Origin of the sequence: Longispora albida DSM 44784 (assembly GCF_000379825.1) — a bacterium.
GTDB classification, from domain to species: domain Bacteria; phylum Actinomycetota; class Actinomycetes; order Mycobacteriales; family Micromonosporaceae; genus Longispora; species Longispora albida.
This window is the reverse complement of record NZ_KB903813.1, coordinates 518544-534489: the sequence shown is the minus strand read 5'-3', so window position 1 is coordinate 534489 and position 15946 is coordinate 518544. Positions and strand designations below refer to the sequence as shown.

The following is a 15946-nucleotide window of genomic DNA, read 5'->3' as shown; positions in this document are numbered from 1 at the left end:
CCCGGGCTCAGCCGGGCGTACCGCCACGCGCGATTGCGTATGTGTCACGCCCTGCGGCTTTCGCGGCATAGAGCGCGTCGTCGGCCGCCGCCAGCACACTGGTGCCGGTCTCGCCGTGCTCCGGGTACACGGCGAGGCCGATCGACACGGTGACCTTGATGGCGATCCCGCTCGGTTCGATGAGGACGGCCGAGTCGCGCAGCGCGGAACCGAGCCGCTCGGCGACCGCCACGCCACCTGCGAGATCCGTCTCCGGCAGGAGCAGGACGAACTCCTCGCCGCCCTGGCGGAAGGCCCGGTCGACCTCGCGGATCTCGCGTTCGAGCCGCCGGGCGACCTCGACGAGGACGGCGTCGCCAGCCGGGTGCCCGTGCGAGTCGTTGACTTCCTTGAACCGGTCGAGGTCCAGCACCGCGATCACGAGTGGCAGGCCGAGCCGGCTGGTCCTGTCGACTTCCAGACGCAGGGACTCTTCGAGGTGCCGGTAGTTCGCGAGGCCGGTCAGCGGGTCGGTTCTCGACAGCCGCATCGCCTCACGTAACTGGTCGCGGCTGGCGGTCAGGGCCGTGACGTAACCCTGCATCTCTTTGGTCATCCGGTTGAACGTCGCCGCCAGCCGCCCGACCTCGTCGCCGCCCCGGACGGGCACTCTGGCGTCGAGGTCGCCAGCTGCGACCCGGTCCGCGGCGTGTGCCAGCTCTGACACCGGCCGCGTCGTGCTCCTGGCCAGCGACCACGCGGCGAAGACGGACACCAGGCCCGCGGAGATGACGACGGCGAGCAGGGCCGCGTAGAGGCCGTGCGGGTCGGAATGCTCGACGGACAGTACTAAGGGGAGCGGCCGGGCATCGCGGATCATGCGGACGTAGAGCCCGCCGCCGGTCTCGATCGTGTCGCCGTCCGCCCGGCTGACGGCTGGCGCGACCTCGCCGCGTAACCGCTCGGGGACGGTGCTCAGCCCGCGCCCGTCGAGCAGCGTGACGCCGGCACCCGTGGCTCTCCCGAACCGGTTGAGGAAGGCCAGGTCCAGCGGTTCGGCCGCGATGACCTCCCCGAGCCGCTGCTCGCTCTGGTCCAGCACCGGCACCCGGGCGACGAGGGCCTTCATCTCGCCGTGCCCGGTGGACTCGGCCCCGCAGTATGCCCACGGCTCCGGCAGGCTGCCGGCGGAGTCGGTCGTGGTGCCGCCGACGTCCACGATCCGCACACCGGCCGCGCGTCCCTCCATGACCAGGCGCTGGGCGACCAGGCTCCTGCCGCCCTGCGAGAGCGCGGCGGCCGCCTCGGCCGTGGCCCGTAACCGCTGGCAGAGGGCGTCGAGGGTGACCCGTGCCGCCGACTCGGCGAACTCCAGCCGCTCAGCCGACCGCGACCGGCCAACGGAGGAGACGGTCCCGCCGACGAACACCGCGCCGAGGATCAGCGGCCCAAGGACGACGACGAGGAACGCCGCGGTCAGCCGCGCACGTAACGTCACCCGTCCTCCCTGGTGCGATGCTTGGCATCATGGTGGCGGAAAAAGCTGAGTTGCGCATCACCTTGCTGGCGGCCAGGAAAGCGGCCACGCCGGATGCCAGGTCAGCCGCCGCTGGCCGCATCCTGGCCGCCGTGGCTGAGCTTCTGGATACGGTACGCCCGCAGCGCATCGCAAGCTACGTGCCCGTCGGCTCGGAGCCGGGCCGGGGCCTGGAAAAGGTGCTGCCCGCGGCGATGTACCCGGTACTGCTCCCCGACCGCGCCCTCGACTGGGCCGGCGGCGACCTCGTGGCCGGCCAGATGCGCCTCCTCGAACCCTCCGGCCCCCGCCTCGGTACCTCCGCCATCGCGACCGCCGACCTGGTGATCGTCCCGGCGCTCGCGGTCGGGCTGGACGGCTCGCGCCTCGGCAAAGGCGGCGGCTCCTACGACCGCGCCCTCACCCGCGTCCCGCCCGGCGTGCCCATCGTGGCGATCGTCTACGACAACGAGCTGCTGCCCTCGGTACCCGCCGAGCCGCACGACCGGCCGGTCACCGGAGTTATCACCCCGTCCGGGGGATTTGAATGTCTTCCTCGCCACCCCGGGTAGACGCAGGCACCGCCGATACAGCACTATTGGCACTCGCAGTGTCGGAGTGCCAAGTCGGAGGCGGACGTGCCCACTTACCAGTACGCGTGCACCGAGTGTGGTCACCAGCTTGAGGCCGTGCAGTCGTTCAGCGACGACGCCTTGACCGTGTGCCCGGAGTGCGCAGGCAAGCTGCGCAAGCTCTTCGGCGCGGTGGGCGTGGTCTTCAAGGGCTCCGGCTTCTACCGCACCGACTCCCGGGGCTCCTCCTCGTCCTCCAGCCCGGCCAGCCCGGCCCCCAAGCAGCCGGCCAAGAAGGACACCCCGGCCCCGGCCGCCTCGGCCAGCACCAGCTGACCCACTGACCAAAGCACCACCAGCGCCCCGCTGTGCCCTCCGGCCGACGGGGCGCTTCGTCATTCGCGATCTGAACGGGCGGAACAGCCCCGCCAGCCGCGCGTCCCGTGGAAAATGAGCGCTGGACCCGGTCCGCTGGATCATCCACGGGGGTAGCCAGTGCCCAAGTTCCCGTCGCGTGACGCCCAGGGCAGGCGCATCTGGACCTGGCGGCGCACGGGCCTGACCCTGCTCGCCGCGGTCGTGTTGTTCGCCGCGTCACTCGGCCTCGTCGGCCTCCGGCAGAACTCGGCGCAGCGGATCATCGATCAGGGGCACCCGGTGTCGGCGACGGTCACCAAGGTCAGCGTCCCGCTCAAGGGACGGCCCGCCGCTCACGTCTCCTACACGTTCGGCGGGGTCACACGGTCAGGAAAACTCCGGATCAGCGACCCGAAAGCCGGCGACATGATGATCGTGTACGTCGACGCGACGGACCCGACGCTGATCGCCACCGCAGACGGCGAGACGAACAGGAACAGCTCAGAGTTCCTCATGCTTTTCGGCGTCACGGGCATGATCCTCGCGATCGCCCTCGTGCCGGTCGCCATCACCGGCCGGATCCTGACCGCCTACCGCCAGCGGCACACCACACCGGCCTCGGCGTAGCCCGCATCCGGGTCACACTGAGGCAAAAACTGGTATCACCCGTTGATACCATCGGGGCATGGCGATGACTCTGCGCCTCCCCGAGGCGACCCAGGAACTGCTCAAGCACTACGCGGCCCAGGAGGGCGTCTCCGCGCACTCGGCGGCCGTGGCGGCGATCTCCAGCTGGATCGAGCAACGGCAGGAAGAGGAGGTCCGCCACGTCGCCGGGCAGATCCTCACTGAGGACGCCGAGCTGCTGCACCGGCTGGGCAACTCGTGAGCGACGTCAGGTACCTGTCGCCGCGTTCCCTGCTCGACCTCGCCGTCATGCTCGGCGAGCCGGCCATCCGCGACTCCGGCCTGCTGGAGTCTGCCGCGCTGCGCCCGCAGGCCTCGGCGTTCGGCGAGGACGCGTACCCGGATCTGCTGACCAAGGCCGCCGCGCTCCTGCACTCGATCGTCACGAACCATCCGCTCGTGGACGGCAACAAGCGGCTCGGCTGGGTCGCGGCGAAGACGTTCCTGCTGATCAACGGCATGACCGCGCGTTACGAGGGCCCGGAAGAGCCCTTCGAGCTGGTCATGGCGGTGGCGCGCGGCGAGCTGGCCGACGTCAAGGAGATCGGGTCCCGGCTGGCCGAGCTGTTCGGCTGACCAGCCCTACCCATACACCTCCGTAGTCATATTGAAGATATCCGGGTTCGCCGAAATTTGATATCTTCGCGAGAAGACTGCGGAGGTGTTCCATGTCCAAAACCAGCGTTGACATCGACATGAACCGGCTCACTCAAGCCAAGGAAATCCTTGGTACCGAGACGATTCGCGACACCATCGACGCGGCCCTCCGAGAGGTCATCCGTGTTGCCGCCGTCCGTGATCTGGTGGCGCTCGCCGAGGACGGAGCGTTCTCGTTCCTGCTCGACCCGGACGCCGAGGAGCAGATGTGGGGGTAGCCCAGTATCTGGCCGACAAGAGTGCACTCGCCCGGATTCACCTTGAGCCCGTCCGGGCCGTCCTCGTTCCCCTCATGGAACGTGGACTGGTCTCCATCTGCGGCCCGACCGAGCTTGAGCTGCTGTTCTCGGCACGCAACCTCGAAGACCGGGCAAAGATCAAGCGAACGCTCCTGGCGGCCCTGCAGTGGACCGACACACCCGATGACGTCTGGGAGCGAGCCATCGAGGTGCAGGAGAAACTGACCATCAGAGGGCAGCACCGCTCGGCGGGGATCGCCGACCTGGTGGTCGCGGTCACCGCCCACCACGCCCGGCTGACCGTGCTGCACTACGACAATGACTTCGACACCATCGCCGCCGCAACCGGCCAGCCGACGCAATGGGTAGTGCCGGCGGGGAAGGTCTGATCAGCCCCGGCGGAGGAGGTCGCGGATCTCGGTGAGGAGTTCGACCTCGTGGCTGAGCTTCTCGGCCGCGGCCTCCTCGTTGCGCCGCCGGTACTCGTTGTACTTGTTCAGCGGGAGCACGACCAGGAAGTACAGCACGGCGGCGGTGAGCAGGAACGTGATGATCGCGCCGATGAAGGCGCCGTAGTCGAAGTCGACGTCGTTGATCGTGAACTTGCCGCCGATCTCGTTACCCCCGGTGATCACCTTGATCATCGGGTCGAGGAACGACTTGGTGAACTGGCCGACCAGGGCCGTGAAGGCCGCGCCGATCACCACCGCGACCGCGAGGTCGACGACATTGCCACGCATGATGAAGTTCTTGAAGCCCTTGAGCATCAGCACAGGGTACCGAAAACGGGAAAACTGCCCTAATCCCAGTGCGGCGGGCGATCGTCCAGCAGCCGGAAGTCGTTGGCGTCGCGGGACGGCCGGTCGCCCCACCCCCGGTCGGTGTCGTCGGAGGTCTGCTCGGGCAGGAGTGGCGCGTCGTCGTCGGAGAAGTCGACGATCCGCTCTTCGTCAGGGGTCCCCATGCATGTAAGGCTAGCGCCATGCGCACAGTGGTCATCAGTGGCGGAGGCACGGGGATCGGGCTCGCCGTCGCCCGCAGGTTCGCCAAGGCTGGCGAGCACGTCATCCTGCTCGGCCGGCGGGCGGAGGTGCTGAACCGGGCGGTGGAGGAGATCGGCTCCGGGGCCTGGTACCAGATCGATCTTTCGGATCCGGCAGCCATCGAGACGTTCGCGACCCAGCTGGACCGGGTCGATGTCCTGGTCAACAATGCCGGAGGGCTCGACAGGCGCGAGTTCGGCACCGGGCTGGCCGCGACGAGCGCCCTGTGGCACCGGGTCTTCGAGCTGAACGCGATGACGGCGATCCTGCTCACCGAGGCCCTGCTGCCGAAGGTGACCGCGCCCGGCGGCCGGCTGGTCCACATCGGATCGATCGCCGCACACCGTGGCAACGGGGCGTACGGCGCGGCGAAGGCCGCCCTGACCTCGTGGAGCGCTCACGTCGGCCGCGAGCAGGGGCCACGCGGGATCACGTCCAATGTGGTCTCCCCCGGCTTCGTCGCCGACACCGATTTCTTCGCCGGGCCGGTGAACGACCTGGAGCGCAAGATCTCCGAAACGATGGTGAAACGCCCGGGCCAGCCGGACGAGATCGCGGCCGCTGTCGAGTATCTGGCCAGCCCCGCGGCGGGATACACGACCGGTTCTGTCGTGCACGTGAATGGCGGCGCGTACGTGTCCTGGTAGAACTCCTTCATGGAGACGGGGCATGAGGTGCTGGTGGCGTTGGCTCGGCGTTACGCGTTCGGGGACATCGCCGCGCTGGTCAACGACGCTGAGGTCGGGCGGATCTGCGAGTTCGGGCAGGGGTTGCTCGAGCTCGACGCCGAGGACTTCGGCTCGCTGGAGATCAGCGAGAGGCTGAAGCAGCGGGCGCTCGAAGCCCGGATGCCGCAGTCGCCGAGGGAGCAGCCGCGCGGGGCGCTGGCCTCGCTGCGCCCTGCGTACTCGCTGCTGCTGGAGGTCATCGCCGCGCGCTGGCAGCGGCGGGAGATGGCGGCGCTGGTGGCCGCGATCCACATCGCGAGCGAGTACCTGCCGCTGCTCATTTGGGAGCCGGTGCTCGGCCACGCCGGGGACCCGGCCCGGCTGACCCACTTCCAGCACAGCCGGTTCGGCCAGCTCGACGACCGGGAGTGCCCGCACAACCGGACCGAGAAGTCCTCGGCGGCCCGGGCGCTGCGGGTCATCAGCGAGCCCCCGGCCGGCTGGCGGGCGTACCTCGACCGGCAGCACAGCAACGTCGCGCACGCCGTGGCGGTGTGCGCTGCCGAGTGCCGGGTCGTCTGCGCGGTGACGGAGCGGCTGACCAAGGAGCAGCACGAGATGCTGGCGCGCCGGTCGGCGGCGGCGCTCAAGTTCGGCGACTCGGCGGTCGTGCGGCTGCGGCACGCGGCTCCGGTCGGGCACGGTTTCGGGGTACCGTCGCCGGAGGAGGTCCTGGAGGCCTGGGCGCGGACCCGGGAGTCCCTGTCGCTGAGCGCGAACGGCAACGGTGCCGGTAAAGCGATCATGACCGAGGACGGCTTCCCGCTGCCCGGCCTGCCGAGCCTGTTCACCGCGCTCGCCGGGGTACCGATCGAGCCGGCCACGCTCCTGCGGGATGTCGCGGCCGAACTGGCCGACTGTTTGACTTTGTTGGTTGGTGATGGAAAATGAGGGCATGAACAGCAGGAGCAGGTAGTGCTCGCCCAGCAACGTCAGGCTGCCATTCTCGACCTGGTCCGCCGGCACGGCGGCGTCCGGGTCAGCGAGCTCGTCCGCGAGTTCGGCGTCTCCGACATGACGATCCGCCGTGACCTGGAGACCCTGGCCGACCGGGGGCTGCTGGCCAAGGTGCACGGCGGGGCGACGCTGATCGGCCCCGGCTCCACCGACGAGCCCGGCTTCGCCGCCAAGTCGATCCGCCAGCAGGCAGAGAAGGCCGCCATCGCCGCGCGGGCCGTCGAGCTGGTGCAGCCGGGGATGGCGCTGGCGCTGTCGGCGGGTACGACGACGGCGGCGCTGGCCGAGCGGCTGGTGGACGTGGCGGGGCTGACCGTCGTGACGAACTCGGTGCCGGTCGCCGACGCGCTGTACCGGGCGGGCCGCCCGGACCAGACCGTCGTGCTGACCGGCGGCATCCGGACGCCGTCCGACGCGCTGGCCGGCCCGTTCGCCGACGGCGCGATCCGCTCGCTGAACGTCGACCTGCTCTTCCTCGGCATCCACGGCATGAGCGCCCGCGCCGGGCTGACCACGCCGAACCTGATGGAGGCCGAGACGAACCGGCTGCTGGTCGCAGCGGCCCGCCGGGTCGTCGTCCTCGCCGACCACACGAAGTGGGAGACGGTCGGCATCGCCACCATCGCCGCCCTCGGCGAGGCCGACGTGGTGATCACCGATGCCGGCCTGCCCGCCGAGGCGCAGGCGATCCTGGCTGGCGAGGTCGGCGAGCTGGTCGTGGTGGAGCCGTGACGATTTTCAAGTCGGTGACCAAGCTGGCCGACGGCCGGGAGCTGCTCTACTTCGACGGTACGGAGACGGTGCGCGACGCCGCCGACACCCGGGACCTTCCCGCCCTGCCTCCGGCCTCCGAGCTGCGCTACGACCCGCTGCTCGACGAGTGGGTGGCCATCGCCGCGCACCGGCAGACCCGGGCCTTCCTGCCGCCGACGTCCGAGTGCCCGCTGTGCCCGTCCACCCCGGAACGGGCGACCGAGATCCCGGCGGCCAGCTACGAGGTCGCGGTCTTCGAGAACAAGTCGCCCTCGCTGAGTGACCGGGTGGCCGAGGGCATGGAGCATCCCGGGGTCGGCCGGTGCGAGGTGGTCTGCTTCACCGACCAGCACAACTCGTCGTTCACCCGGCTCGACCCCGAGCGGGTGCGGATCGTGATGGAGGCGTGGGCTGACCGCACCGCCGAGCTGTCCGCGCTGCCCGGCGTCGAGCAGGTCTTCGTCTTCGAGAACCGTGGCGAGCAGGTCGGTGTCACGCTGCACCATCCGCACGGGCAGATCTACGCCTTCCCCTTCGTCACCCCGGTGACCCGCAGGCACCTGGCCGCCGCCGAGCGGAACCCGGGCGTGCACGCCGAGGAGCTGGCCTCAGCTGTCGCTGACGACCGGGTCCTCGGGGAGAACGAGCACTGGGTCGCGTTCGTGCCGTACGCGAGCCGCTGGCCGTACGAGGTCCGCCTCCTGCCGCGCCGCCGCGTACCGGACCTGCCGGCGCTGACGGCCGAGGAGCGGGACTCCTTCGGCCCGGTGTACCTGGACGTGCTCCGCCGGCTCGACGGGCTGCACGGCCAGCCGATGCCGTACATGGCCGGCTGGCACCAGGCTCCGGTGCGGGCCGGCCGGGACCTGGCGTACCTGCATCTCCAGGTGATCACGATCCTGCGGGCGCCTGGCAAGCTCAAGTACATGGCGGGCACCGAGTCCGTCATGGGCGCGTTCATCAACGACGTGCGGCCGGAAGACGCCGCGCGGCTGCTGCGAGAGGTCGAGGTTTCGGGATGAAACTGCTGGTCACGGGCGGGGCTGGGTACATCGGCGGCGTGGTTGTCCATCAGCTGGCCGCCGCCGGGCACACCGTTGTCGTGGTCGACGACCTGTCGAGCGGGCACGCTGACGTGCTGCCGGAGGGCGTCGAGTTCCACAAGCTCGACGTGCGGGACGTGGCGTCGGTGCTGACCCCGGAGGCCGGGTTCGACGGCGTCCTGCACTTCGCGGCGAAGATCGAGGTCGGCGAGTCCGTCCTGTACCCGGAGCGGTTCTGGGCGAACAACATCGGCGGCACGATGGCGCTGCTGGACGCGGTGCGGGCCGCCAGGGTGCCCCGGCTGATCTTCTCGTCGACCGGCTCGCTGTACGTCGCCAGCGACAAGCCGTCCACCGAAGAGACGCCCGTGCTGCCGATGAACCCTTACGCGCTCACCAAGTACACAGTGGACAAGATGCTGGAGGGTGAGGCGCGTGCCCACGGTCTCGGCGCCGTCAGCCTGCGCTACTTCAACGCGGCCGGCGCTTCCGGCAGTCTCGGTGAGCGGCACGACCCCGAGAGCCACCTGATCCCGATCGTGCTCCAGGTCGCGGCGGGCAAGCGCGAGAACCTCGCCCTGTACGGCGACGACTACGACACCCCCGACGGCACCTGCGTCCGCGACTACATCCACGTCGAGGACCTGGCCCGCGCGCACATGCTCGCGCTGGAGACGATCAAGCCGGGCCGCCACGAGGTGTACAACCTGGGCAACGGCAACGGTTTCAGCAACCTGGAGGTCATCGAGGCCGTCCGCGCGGTCACCGGGCACCCGGTGCCGGTGGTCCTCCAGCCGCGCCGCCCCGGCGACGTCGTCATCGGCATCGCTTCCTCGGAGAAGGCCCGCCGCGAGCTGGGCTGGGAGCCGCAGCGGCCGGATCTGCACGACATCATCCGCAGCGCGTGGGAGTTCTACAGTGCGCGTCTCAGCGGCTAGAAGCGTCACGGCCAGCGCGCCAGGCCGGGTCAACCTGATCGGGGAGCACACCGACTACAACGGCGGCTTCGTGCTCCCCTTCGCCCTTCCCCAGCGCACGACGGTCACGCTGACCCCGGCTGACCGCTGGTCGGTCACGTCCCACGAGACGGTCACCGCCGGCGCCCTGGAGCCGACCGGCACGTGGGCCGACTACGTCCTGGGCGTCGCGTGGGCGCTGAACGAGGCCGGGCACGAGATCGGGCCGTTCGCGGCGGAGGTCTCCTCCGACGTACCGCTCGGCTCGGGCCTGTCGTCCTCCGCCGCTCTCGAATGCGCCACGCTCACCGCCGCGATCGAGCTGGCCGGCCTCGGCATCCCGCTCGGCGCGCGTCCAGCACTGGCCCAGCGCGCCGAGAACGCCTTCGTCGGCGTGCCCTGCGGCATCATGGACCAGTCGGCCTCCATCCTCGCCCAGCCCGGCCACGCGCTGCTGCTCGACTGCGCCTCGCTGGAGACCGAGCACATCCCCTTCGGCGGCACGGTGCTGGTCATCGACACCAAGGCCCCGCACCGGCTCGTCGACGGCGAGTACGCCGCGCGCCGTTCGGCCTGCGAGGCCGCCGCTTCGGCCCTGGGAGTGCCCTCACTCCGGCAGGCTGCCGGCCTTTCAGAGCTCGATGGTGTACTCCTCCGGAGAGCGCGCCACGTCACGACCGAGAACGATCGCGTACTCGCCGTCGCGGAGCTGCTGCGCGCCGGCCAGGTCCGGGAGATCGGCCCGCTGATGACGGACTCGCACATGTCGCTCCGGTACGACTTCGAGGTCACAGTCCCCGAGCTGGACATCGCCGTCACGGCGGCCCTGGAGGGCGGCGCGTACGGCGCGCGCATGACCGGCGGCGGCTTCGGCGGCTGCGTCATCGCCCTCGTCGAACCCCGCGACGTGGCCAACGTGGCGGAGTCCGTCGAGAACGCCTTCGCCCGCGCGGGCTTCACTGCCCCGGTGTCCTTCGTGGCCACCCCTTCAGGCGGAGCGGCGCTCGTCTGACAGCGTCGCTAGACGAGCGCCAGTACCCGGGACAGACCCCGCTCGGCCAGCGACGGCACGGGCGGCAGGATCAGCGCGGCGATCCCGGCCGCCACCGAGCCCGCGTCGCCCGCCGGGTGGTCACCGATCATGAGGGTGCTGGCCGGATCGGCGTCGAGGGCCTTCAGCGCGGCCTCCCAGATCGGCAGGTCCGGCTTCACGTGTCCCACCTCGTACGAGATCACGTACGCGTCGACGTAACGGTCGAGGCCGTGCTCGACGCAGGCCGGCCGGATGTCCACGCCGGCGTTGCTGACCACGCCGATCCGCACACCCCGGTCGTGGAGGGCACGGAGGGTGGGCTCGGCGTCCGGGTACGGGCGCAGGGCGCTGAGGTGCGTGGCGTACAGCGCGGCGGCGAACACCTCGTCGACCCCGGCCACCTGGGCCATGAGCGCGGGAATGGACTCCCGGTACACCTCGGGGTCCAGATCGCGGCGGCGGTGGTACGGATCCGTGGCCGTCGCCCGGCACAGGTCCGCGTACTCGGTGGCGATCCGCTCCGGCTCCCCCGGCGCGACCGGACGGCCGACCACCGCTGCGGCCTCGCGGACCCACAACTCCGCGTCCTGGCCGAACAGCGTCCAGGCGAAGTCGAACAGGACAGTGGTGATCGGCTGCGACATGGCGGCAACCGTAACCGATCATGAACGTTCGTGTCAGGGCAGCAGGACGCCAGGCAGCTTCCGCTCGCGCAGCTGGCTGAGCACGGCCGGCGTCAGCAGCGCTCCGCTGAGGTCCAGCTTGCTGTTTTCCTCGGCCCGGAGTTCGACCTGGCCAACACGAGCGGCGTGGAAGGTGGCCTGTCCGCCGTCGAACCGGGCTCCCGCGAAACTCAACGCGCCTGAGTTCAGAACCGCACGGCTGAAATCCAGCGGACCACGGATCTGGCTGTCTTCGAACGAAAGCCTCGCGCCCTGCAGCCGCGTACTGGTGAACAACACTTCTCCCACCGTCGAGCGGAGAAACTCAACTCTGCCGCCCATCAACCGTGCGTCGAAGAAGTCGATCTGCGTCTCAAGAACACACTCCCGGAAGACGAGGCGGCCGTCCTCCAGGTTCAGTGCCTTCAGATCCAGGCGAGCGTGAACGTCTGTGCAGCGATTGAAGAACAGGCCGCCCTGCTCGGTGATGACGATCCTGGACAGCCGCATTTCCGTACCGTGGACAGCGGCCTGGTCGAAGTCGAGCATCCCGGTGATAGTGGCATGCTCCAAGTTCAGCTTCCCACCCTCGAACTCCGTACGCCGGAAAGCCACCAGCGACTCGATTCGGGCATGTTCCCAGCGCAGCTCACCACCACTGAGGTTGGCATCAGTGAAGTCGAGCGTCCCCTCCAGGACTTTGGTCAGAGAAAAGTCCACCACGCCGCTGTCGAACTCCGAACCCTGGAACCACACCTCACTTCCGGAGAACGTGGCTTCCAGGAAACTCACCCGCGCCCCTGTGAACCGGGTCCGGGTGAAGTCCACGACCCCGGCCACGAAGCGGCAGGCCCGGAAGGTGACATCGCCAGCGGAGAACTCCGCTCCCGAGAAGTCTCCGCCGTCGAAGGTCGCGCCCGTGAAGTTCAGGTCGTGGCCCTGCCACGACACCTTCGCGTCCGGGCGGAGCCGGTCGCGGAGAATCCGGATCACCGTGTACCGGACCTGGCGTTCCGCTCTGGCTTTGTCTTGTTCTTCGCCTTCGCCGTCCGGGGTCGTGTACGGCAGGCGCAGGTACGCGCAGAGGACTTCGATGCAGGTCTGGCGGCCGTGGGTCCAGTCGTCGGCGAGGCCGGCCATCGCGTACACGCCGGAGAGGCGGATGGCGGCCTTGTCGGAGCCGAGCTGCTCGGCTGCCTTGGCGAAGCGTTCGTTGAACAGGCGGACCACGTCGCGCTCGGCCGCGAGCGCCGCCCGGGCGTCGGCGATGTCGGCCAGCAGTTTCGCCGCGTGGCTGCGTTCGTCGGCGGCTTCGGCGATGCGCTGCTTGCGGTACAGCATGACGAGCCCTACGACGCCCCCGATGCCGCCGACGACCGCGAAGACCAGCTTGAGCAGCTCGAACAGTGTCGCGGACGTGAACTCGCTGTCGCGGCGCAGCGAGGGGAACCCACCGGCGGCCCAGGCGGCGGCCGACAGCAGCACGATCAGGCCGACTCCGGTGCCGACGCCGATCGCGATCGCGTGCCGGATGCTGAGCATGCGCAGCTCGCCCGGTTCCTTTGTGGACATGTGAAGGTTGATAGCACAAAAAGGCCCCCGCCGGAGCGGGGGCCTTTTCAGGGAATGCTTAGGCGGCGAGCTTCTTCGCCAGGTTGGTCGCCAGGGCGTCCAGGAACTCGTCCGTGCTCAGCCACGGGGCGTCCTTGGAGATCAGGAGCGCGAGGTCCTTGGTCATCTGGCCACCCTCGACGGTCTCGACGCAGACCTGCTCGAGGGTCTTGGCGAACTCGGTGACCTCGGGGGTGCCGTCCAGCTTGCCCCGGTGGGCCAGGCCCTGGGTCCAGGCGTAGATCGACGCGATCGGGTTGGTCGAGGTCTTCTCGCCGCGCTGGTGGGCGCGGTAGTGCCGGGTGACGGTGCCGTGGGCAGCCTCGGCCTCGACGGTCTTGCCGTCGGGCGAGAGCAGCACGGAGGTCATCAGGCCGAGCGAGCCGAAGCCCTGGGCCACGGTGTCGGACTGGACGTCACCGTCGTAGTTCTTGCAGGCCCAGACGTAGCCACCCTCCCACTTGAGCGCTGCGGCGACCATGTCGTCGATCAGCCGGTGCTCGTAGGTCAGGCCGGCCGCGTCGAAGTCCGCCTTGAACTCGGCGTCGAAGACCTCCTGGAACAGGTCCTTGAACCGGCCGTCGTAGGCCTTCAGGATCGTGTTCTTGGTCGACAGGTAGACCGGGTAGTTGCGGGCCAGGCCGTAGGAGAACGAGGCGCGCGCGAAGTCGCGGATCGACTCGTCGTAGTTGTACATGCCCATCGCGATGCCGCCGCCCGGGTAGTCGGCGACGACGTGCTCGATCGGCTCGCCGCCGTCGGCGGGCTGGAAGGTCAGGGTCAGCTTGCCCGGGCCGGGCACGACGAAGTCGGTGGCCTTGTACTGGTCGCCGTGGGCGTGACGGCCGATGATGATCGGCTTGGTCCAGCCGGGGACGAGCCGCGGCACGTTGCTCATGATGATCGGCTCACGGAAGACGACGCCGCCGAGGATGTTACGGATCGTCCCGTTCGGGGACCGCCACATCTTCTTCAGGCCGAACTCCTCGACCCGCGCCTCGTCCGGGGTGATCGTGGCGCACTTGACGCCGACGCCGTGCCGCTTGATGGCGTTGGCGGCGTCGATCGTGACCTGGTCGTCGGTGGCGTCACGGTGCTCGATGCCGAGGTCGTAGTAGTCCAGCTCCACGTCGAGGTAGGGCAGGATCAGGGTGTCCTTGATCTTCTGCCAGATGATCCGGGTCATCTCGTCGCCGTCGAGCTCGACGACCGGGTTCTTTACCTTGATCTTCGCCATCGTCGGCGCACTCCTCGTCTATGGGTGACCTCTAACAGTACGAGCGTACTGGCATCGGTCAGGCCGTGGCAGGCGGGGTGACGGATGGCACTGCCGCCCGCCGGGTGAATCCGAGCGCCAGGCCGGCCCCCGCCACGCTGAGCAGGGCCACAGCGATGCCGACCCCGGTACCGGCGGCGTTCGCCAGCGGGGCGCCAGCGCTCGCGCCGACGAAGAGCATCGCGGTGAAGACCGAGACGGCCGTGCCACGGATCTCCGGTACCCGGGCGCCGATCGCCTCGACGAGGGCCGGGGACGCCGTGCCGATCGCGAAGACGAAGCCGGCGATCACGATCCCGGTCACCACCACGCCGGGCTGGACGACGGCCAGGTAGATCGCGAGGACGGCGGCGACGAGCATCAGGTACGCGTACCGGCGGACGGCAGGGATGCGGCCCAGCCACCTCGCGGCGAACGGGATGGCGACGACGGCTGGCAGGACTCCGGCCCGGAGCGCGGACAGCTCTCCGGAGGAGAAGTCGCCGGACAGCTGGAAGGCCGTGAAGATCGCGACGAAGCCGGCGAGCGGGGCGAGCGCCGCCAGGTAGAGCAGGACCAGCCGCCGGTCGCGGGCCAGCCGGCCGAGCGCGGCGATCGGCGAGGGCAGCGCCGACCGCTCCGCCGGGTCGGGCTGGAGGACGAGGCGGACGATGCCGGCCGCGATGACCAGCGCGATACCGCCGGCCACGAACGCCGCCCGCCAGTGGGCCGCGAGAGCCTGCCCGCCGAGCTGGGCCAGGCTGGCCGAGGCCATGAACGACGAGGTCAGGGAGGCGATCGCGATACCGCGGCGGTGCGGGACGATCCGCTCGCCGAGGTACGCGAGCGCGGCGGGGGCGAAGGAGGCTGTCGCGAAGCCCTGGAGGATGCGCAGCGGGTACGCCAGCTCGAGGCTGGAGGCTGTCGCGACCAGGAGCGTGGTGAGCGCGGTACCGAGCAGGCCGTAGACCATCACGCGGCGGCGGCCGATCCGGTCGGACAGCGGGCCGAAGACGAGGAACCCGGCGGCGTACGCGAGCCCGAAGGCCGTGATGGTGCCCATCACGGCGCCGGGTTGGCTCCCCCAGTCGGCCGCCATGGCCGGGGCTAGCGGGATGGCCAGGTAGAGCTGGCCGGTGGCGAACATGCCGGAGGCGATGAGGGCGGCGAGGGTCCGGCCGAACGGGACGTTGATCATGGGAGTGACCGTAGCCAACCAACTAGTTGGTTGGCAATAGGCTAGGATGTGACCCATGCCGCGCCCCGCCACCACAGACACCCGCAAGCGACTGCTCGCCGCCGCCCGGGCCGAGTTCTCCGAGCACGGCCTCGCCGGAGCCCGCGTCGACCGGATCGCGGCGGCCGCCGGTTGCAACAAGGAGCGGATCTACGCCAACTTCGGCAGCAAGGACGGGCTCTACGAGGTGGTGTTCGCCGACTGCGTCACCGAGATCAGGGCCGCGACCCCGCACGACGCCTCCGACCCCGGTGCGTACGTCGGCAAGATCTTCGACTTCCACGCCCGGCACCCGCACCTGATCCGGATGCTCGTCTGGGAGGGGCTCCAGTGCACGCCGGACACCGTCCCCGACGCCGCCGAGCGCCGCGCGATGTACCAGGAACGGATGGAGACCCTCGCCGCCGCGCTCGGCATCCCGCCGGGCCCGGAGGCCTCCCGGCTGCTCTTCGTCCTCTTCGGACTGGCCGGCTGGCCGCACGCGATGCCGGTCATGGGCAGCCTGATCACGAACGGCGAGTCCAGCACGGAGGAGGGGCGGCTGGCCCTGCGGGACTTCATCGCAGACTTCACCCGGAAGGCCCTGCGGCAGAACACGGACACGGTGTCAGGGAACGTGTCAGGGCTGTGACAGGGCGGTGAAAGGCTGGACGCTGAGAGT

At 69.8% G+C, this 15946-nt stretch carries 21 protein-coding genes; 14 read left to right on the top strand and 7 right to left on the bottom strand.

Annotation, left to right across the window (positions count from 1 at the left end):
- Positions 1-7: 7 nt before the first annotated feature.
- On the bottom strand, positions 8-1477 hold the full coding sequence (locus A3G1_RS32805; RefSeq protein ID WP_018347904.1) for a GGDEF domain-containing protein: 1470 nt from the start codon (positions 1475-1477) through the stop codon (positions 8-10).
- A 50-nt stretch (positions 1478-1527) separates the two neighbouring features.
- Between A3G1_RS32805 and A3G1_RS0102610 the strand changes: the two genes are divergently transcribed.
- From A3G1_RS0102610 to A3G1_RS0102580, 7 genes are all read left to right on the top strand, one after another.
- Complete coding sequence (locus A3G1_RS0102610) at positions 1528-2067, top strand: 5-formyltetrahydrofolate cyclo-ligase (RefSeq protein WP_018347903.1); 540 nt, start codon at positions 1528-1530, stop codon at positions 2065-2067.
- A 66-nt stretch (positions 2068-2133) separates the two neighbouring features.
- Complete coding sequence (locus A3G1_RS0102605) at positions 2134-2403, top strand: FmdB family zinc ribbon protein (protein ID WP_018347902.1); 270 nt, start codon at positions 2134-2136, stop codon at positions 2401-2403.
- Positions 2404-2562: 159 nt separating this feature from the next.
- Entirely contained in the window at positions 2563-3051 is a 489-nt protein-coding gene (locus tag A3G1_RS0102600) for a DUF3592 domain-containing protein (protein WP_018347901.1), read from the top strand.
- Between the two features lie 58 nt (positions 3052-3109).
- Entirely contained in the window at positions 3110-3313 is a 204-nt protein-coding gene (locus A3G1_RS0102595; RefSeq protein WP_018347900.1) for a hypothetical protein, read from the top strand.
- The gene (locus tag A3G1_RS0102590) at positions 3310-3687 is read left to right on the top strand and encodes a type II toxin-antitoxin system death-on-curing family toxin (protein WP_018347899.1); all 378 of its coding nucleotides are present in this window, start codon (positions 3310-3312) and stop codon (positions 3685-3687) included. The genes A3G1_RS0102595 and A3G1_RS0102590 overlap by 4 nt, the downstream gene beginning before the upstream one ends.
- Positions 3688-3779: 92 nt before the next feature.
- Positions 3780-3986, top strand: a complete 207-nt coding sequence (locus A3G1_RS0102585) for a DUF2191 domain-containing protein (RefSeq protein WP_018347898.1) — start codon at positions 3780-3782, stop codon at positions 3984-3986.
- On the top strand, positions 3977-4396 hold the full coding sequence (locus tag A3G1_RS0102580) for a PIN domain nuclease (protein WP_018347897.1): 420 nt from the start codon (positions 3977-3979) through the stop codon (positions 4394-4396). Before A3G1_RS0102585 ends, A3G1_RS0102580 begins: the two co-directional genes overlap by 10 nt.
- Here A3G1_RS0102580 and mscL read toward each other — a convergent pair whose 3' ends face one another.
- Positions 4397-4774, bottom strand: a complete 378-nt coding sequence (gene mscL / locus A3G1_RS0102575; protein WP_026211742.1) for a large conductance mechanosensitive channel protein MscL — start codon at positions 4772-4774, stop codon at positions 4397-4399.
- A gap of 32 nt (positions 4775-4806) precedes the next feature.
- Positions 4807-4971 carry a hypothetical protein gene (locus A3G1_RS41080; protein WP_018347895.1) on the bottom strand — a complete coding sequence of 55 codons (165 nt, stop codon included), beginning with the start codon at positions 4969-4971 and terminating at the stop codon, positions 4807-4809.
- 18 nt (positions 4972-4989) lie between these two features.
- Between A3G1_RS41080 and A3G1_RS0102565 the strand changes: the two genes are divergently transcribed.
- Genes A3G1_RS0102565 through galK form a run of 6 tightly spaced genes read left to right on the top strand, consistent with a single transcriptional unit; the run spans position 4990 to position 10499 of the window.
- Positions 4990-5697, top strand: coding sequence for an SDR family NAD(P)-dependent oxidoreductase (locus A3G1_RS0102565; protein ID WP_018347894.1), 708 nt, complete (start codon positions 4990-4992; stop codon positions 5695-5697).
- Positions 5698-5706: 9 nt separating this feature from the next.
- Positions 5707-6669, top strand: coding sequence for a hypothetical protein (locus A3G1_RS0102560; protein WP_018347893.1), 963 nt, complete (start codon positions 5707-5709; stop codon positions 6667-6669).
- Between the two features lie 24 nt (positions 6670-6693).
- Positions 6694-7467, top strand: coding sequence for a DeoR/GlpR family DNA-binding transcription regulator (locus A3G1_RS0102555; protein ID WP_018347892.1), 774 nt, complete (start codon positions 6694-6696; stop codon positions 7465-7467).
- A gap of 2 nt (positions 7468-7469) precedes the next feature.
- Positions 7470-8510: a galactose-1-phosphate uridylyltransferase gene (gene galT / locus A3G1_RS0102550; RefSeq protein WP_040477492.1), complete on the top strand. Its 1041-nt coding sequence runs from the start codon at positions 7470-7472 to the stop codon at positions 8508-8510.
- Entirely contained in the window at positions 8507-9469 is a 963-nt protein-coding gene (gene galE, locus A3G1_RS0102545) for a UDP-glucose 4-epimerase GalE (RefSeq protein WP_018347890.1), read from the top strand. The genes galT and galE overlap by 4 nt, the downstream gene beginning before the upstream one ends.
- Positions 9450-10499, top strand: a complete 1050-nt coding sequence (gene galK, locus A3G1_RS0102540; protein WP_018347889.1) for a galactokinase — start codon at positions 9450-9452, stop codon at positions 10497-10499. The genes galE and galK overlap by 20 nt, the downstream gene beginning before the upstream one ends.
- An 8-nt stretch (positions 10500-10507) precedes the next feature.
- On the opposite strand, the gene A3G1_RS0102535 is transcribed toward galK, so the two are convergent.
- The 4 genes from A3G1_RS0102535 to A3G1_RS32795 are packed head-to-tail and all read right to left on the bottom strand — an operon-like array spanning position 10508 to position 15246.
- Positions 10508-11164, bottom strand: coding sequence for an HAD family hydrolase (locus A3G1_RS0102535; RefSeq protein ID WP_018347888.1), 657 nt, complete (start codon positions 11162-11164; stop codon positions 10508-10510).
- Between the two features lie 33 nt (positions 11165-11197).
- Complete coding sequence (locus tag A3G1_RS38025; RefSeq protein ID WP_157640858.1) at positions 11198-12754, bottom strand: pentapeptide repeat-containing protein; 1557 nt, start codon at positions 12752-12754, stop codon at positions 11198-11200.
- A 58-nt stretch (positions 12755-12812) separates the two neighbouring features.
- A complete protein-coding gene (locus A3G1_RS0102525; protein ID WP_018347886.1) occupies positions 12813-14030 on the bottom strand; it encodes an NADP-dependent isocitrate dehydrogenase in 1218 nt (405 codons plus the stop codon).
- A gap of 58 nt (positions 14031-14088) precedes the next feature.
- Positions 14089-15246 carry an MFS transporter gene (locus A3G1_RS32795; RefSeq protein ID WP_018347885.1) on the bottom strand — a complete coding sequence of 386 codons (1158 nt, stop codon included), beginning with the start codon at positions 15244-15246 and terminating at the stop codon, positions 14089-14091.
- A gap of 55 nt (positions 15247-15301) precedes the next feature.
- Here A3G1_RS32795 and A3G1_RS32790 point away from each other — a divergent pair, with 55 nt between their 5' ends.
- Entirely contained in the window at positions 15302-15916 is a 615-nt protein-coding gene (locus A3G1_RS32790; protein ID WP_018347884.1) for a TetR/AcrR family transcriptional regulator, read from the top strand.
- The last annotated feature ends 30 nt before the right edge of the window (positions 15917-15946 follow it).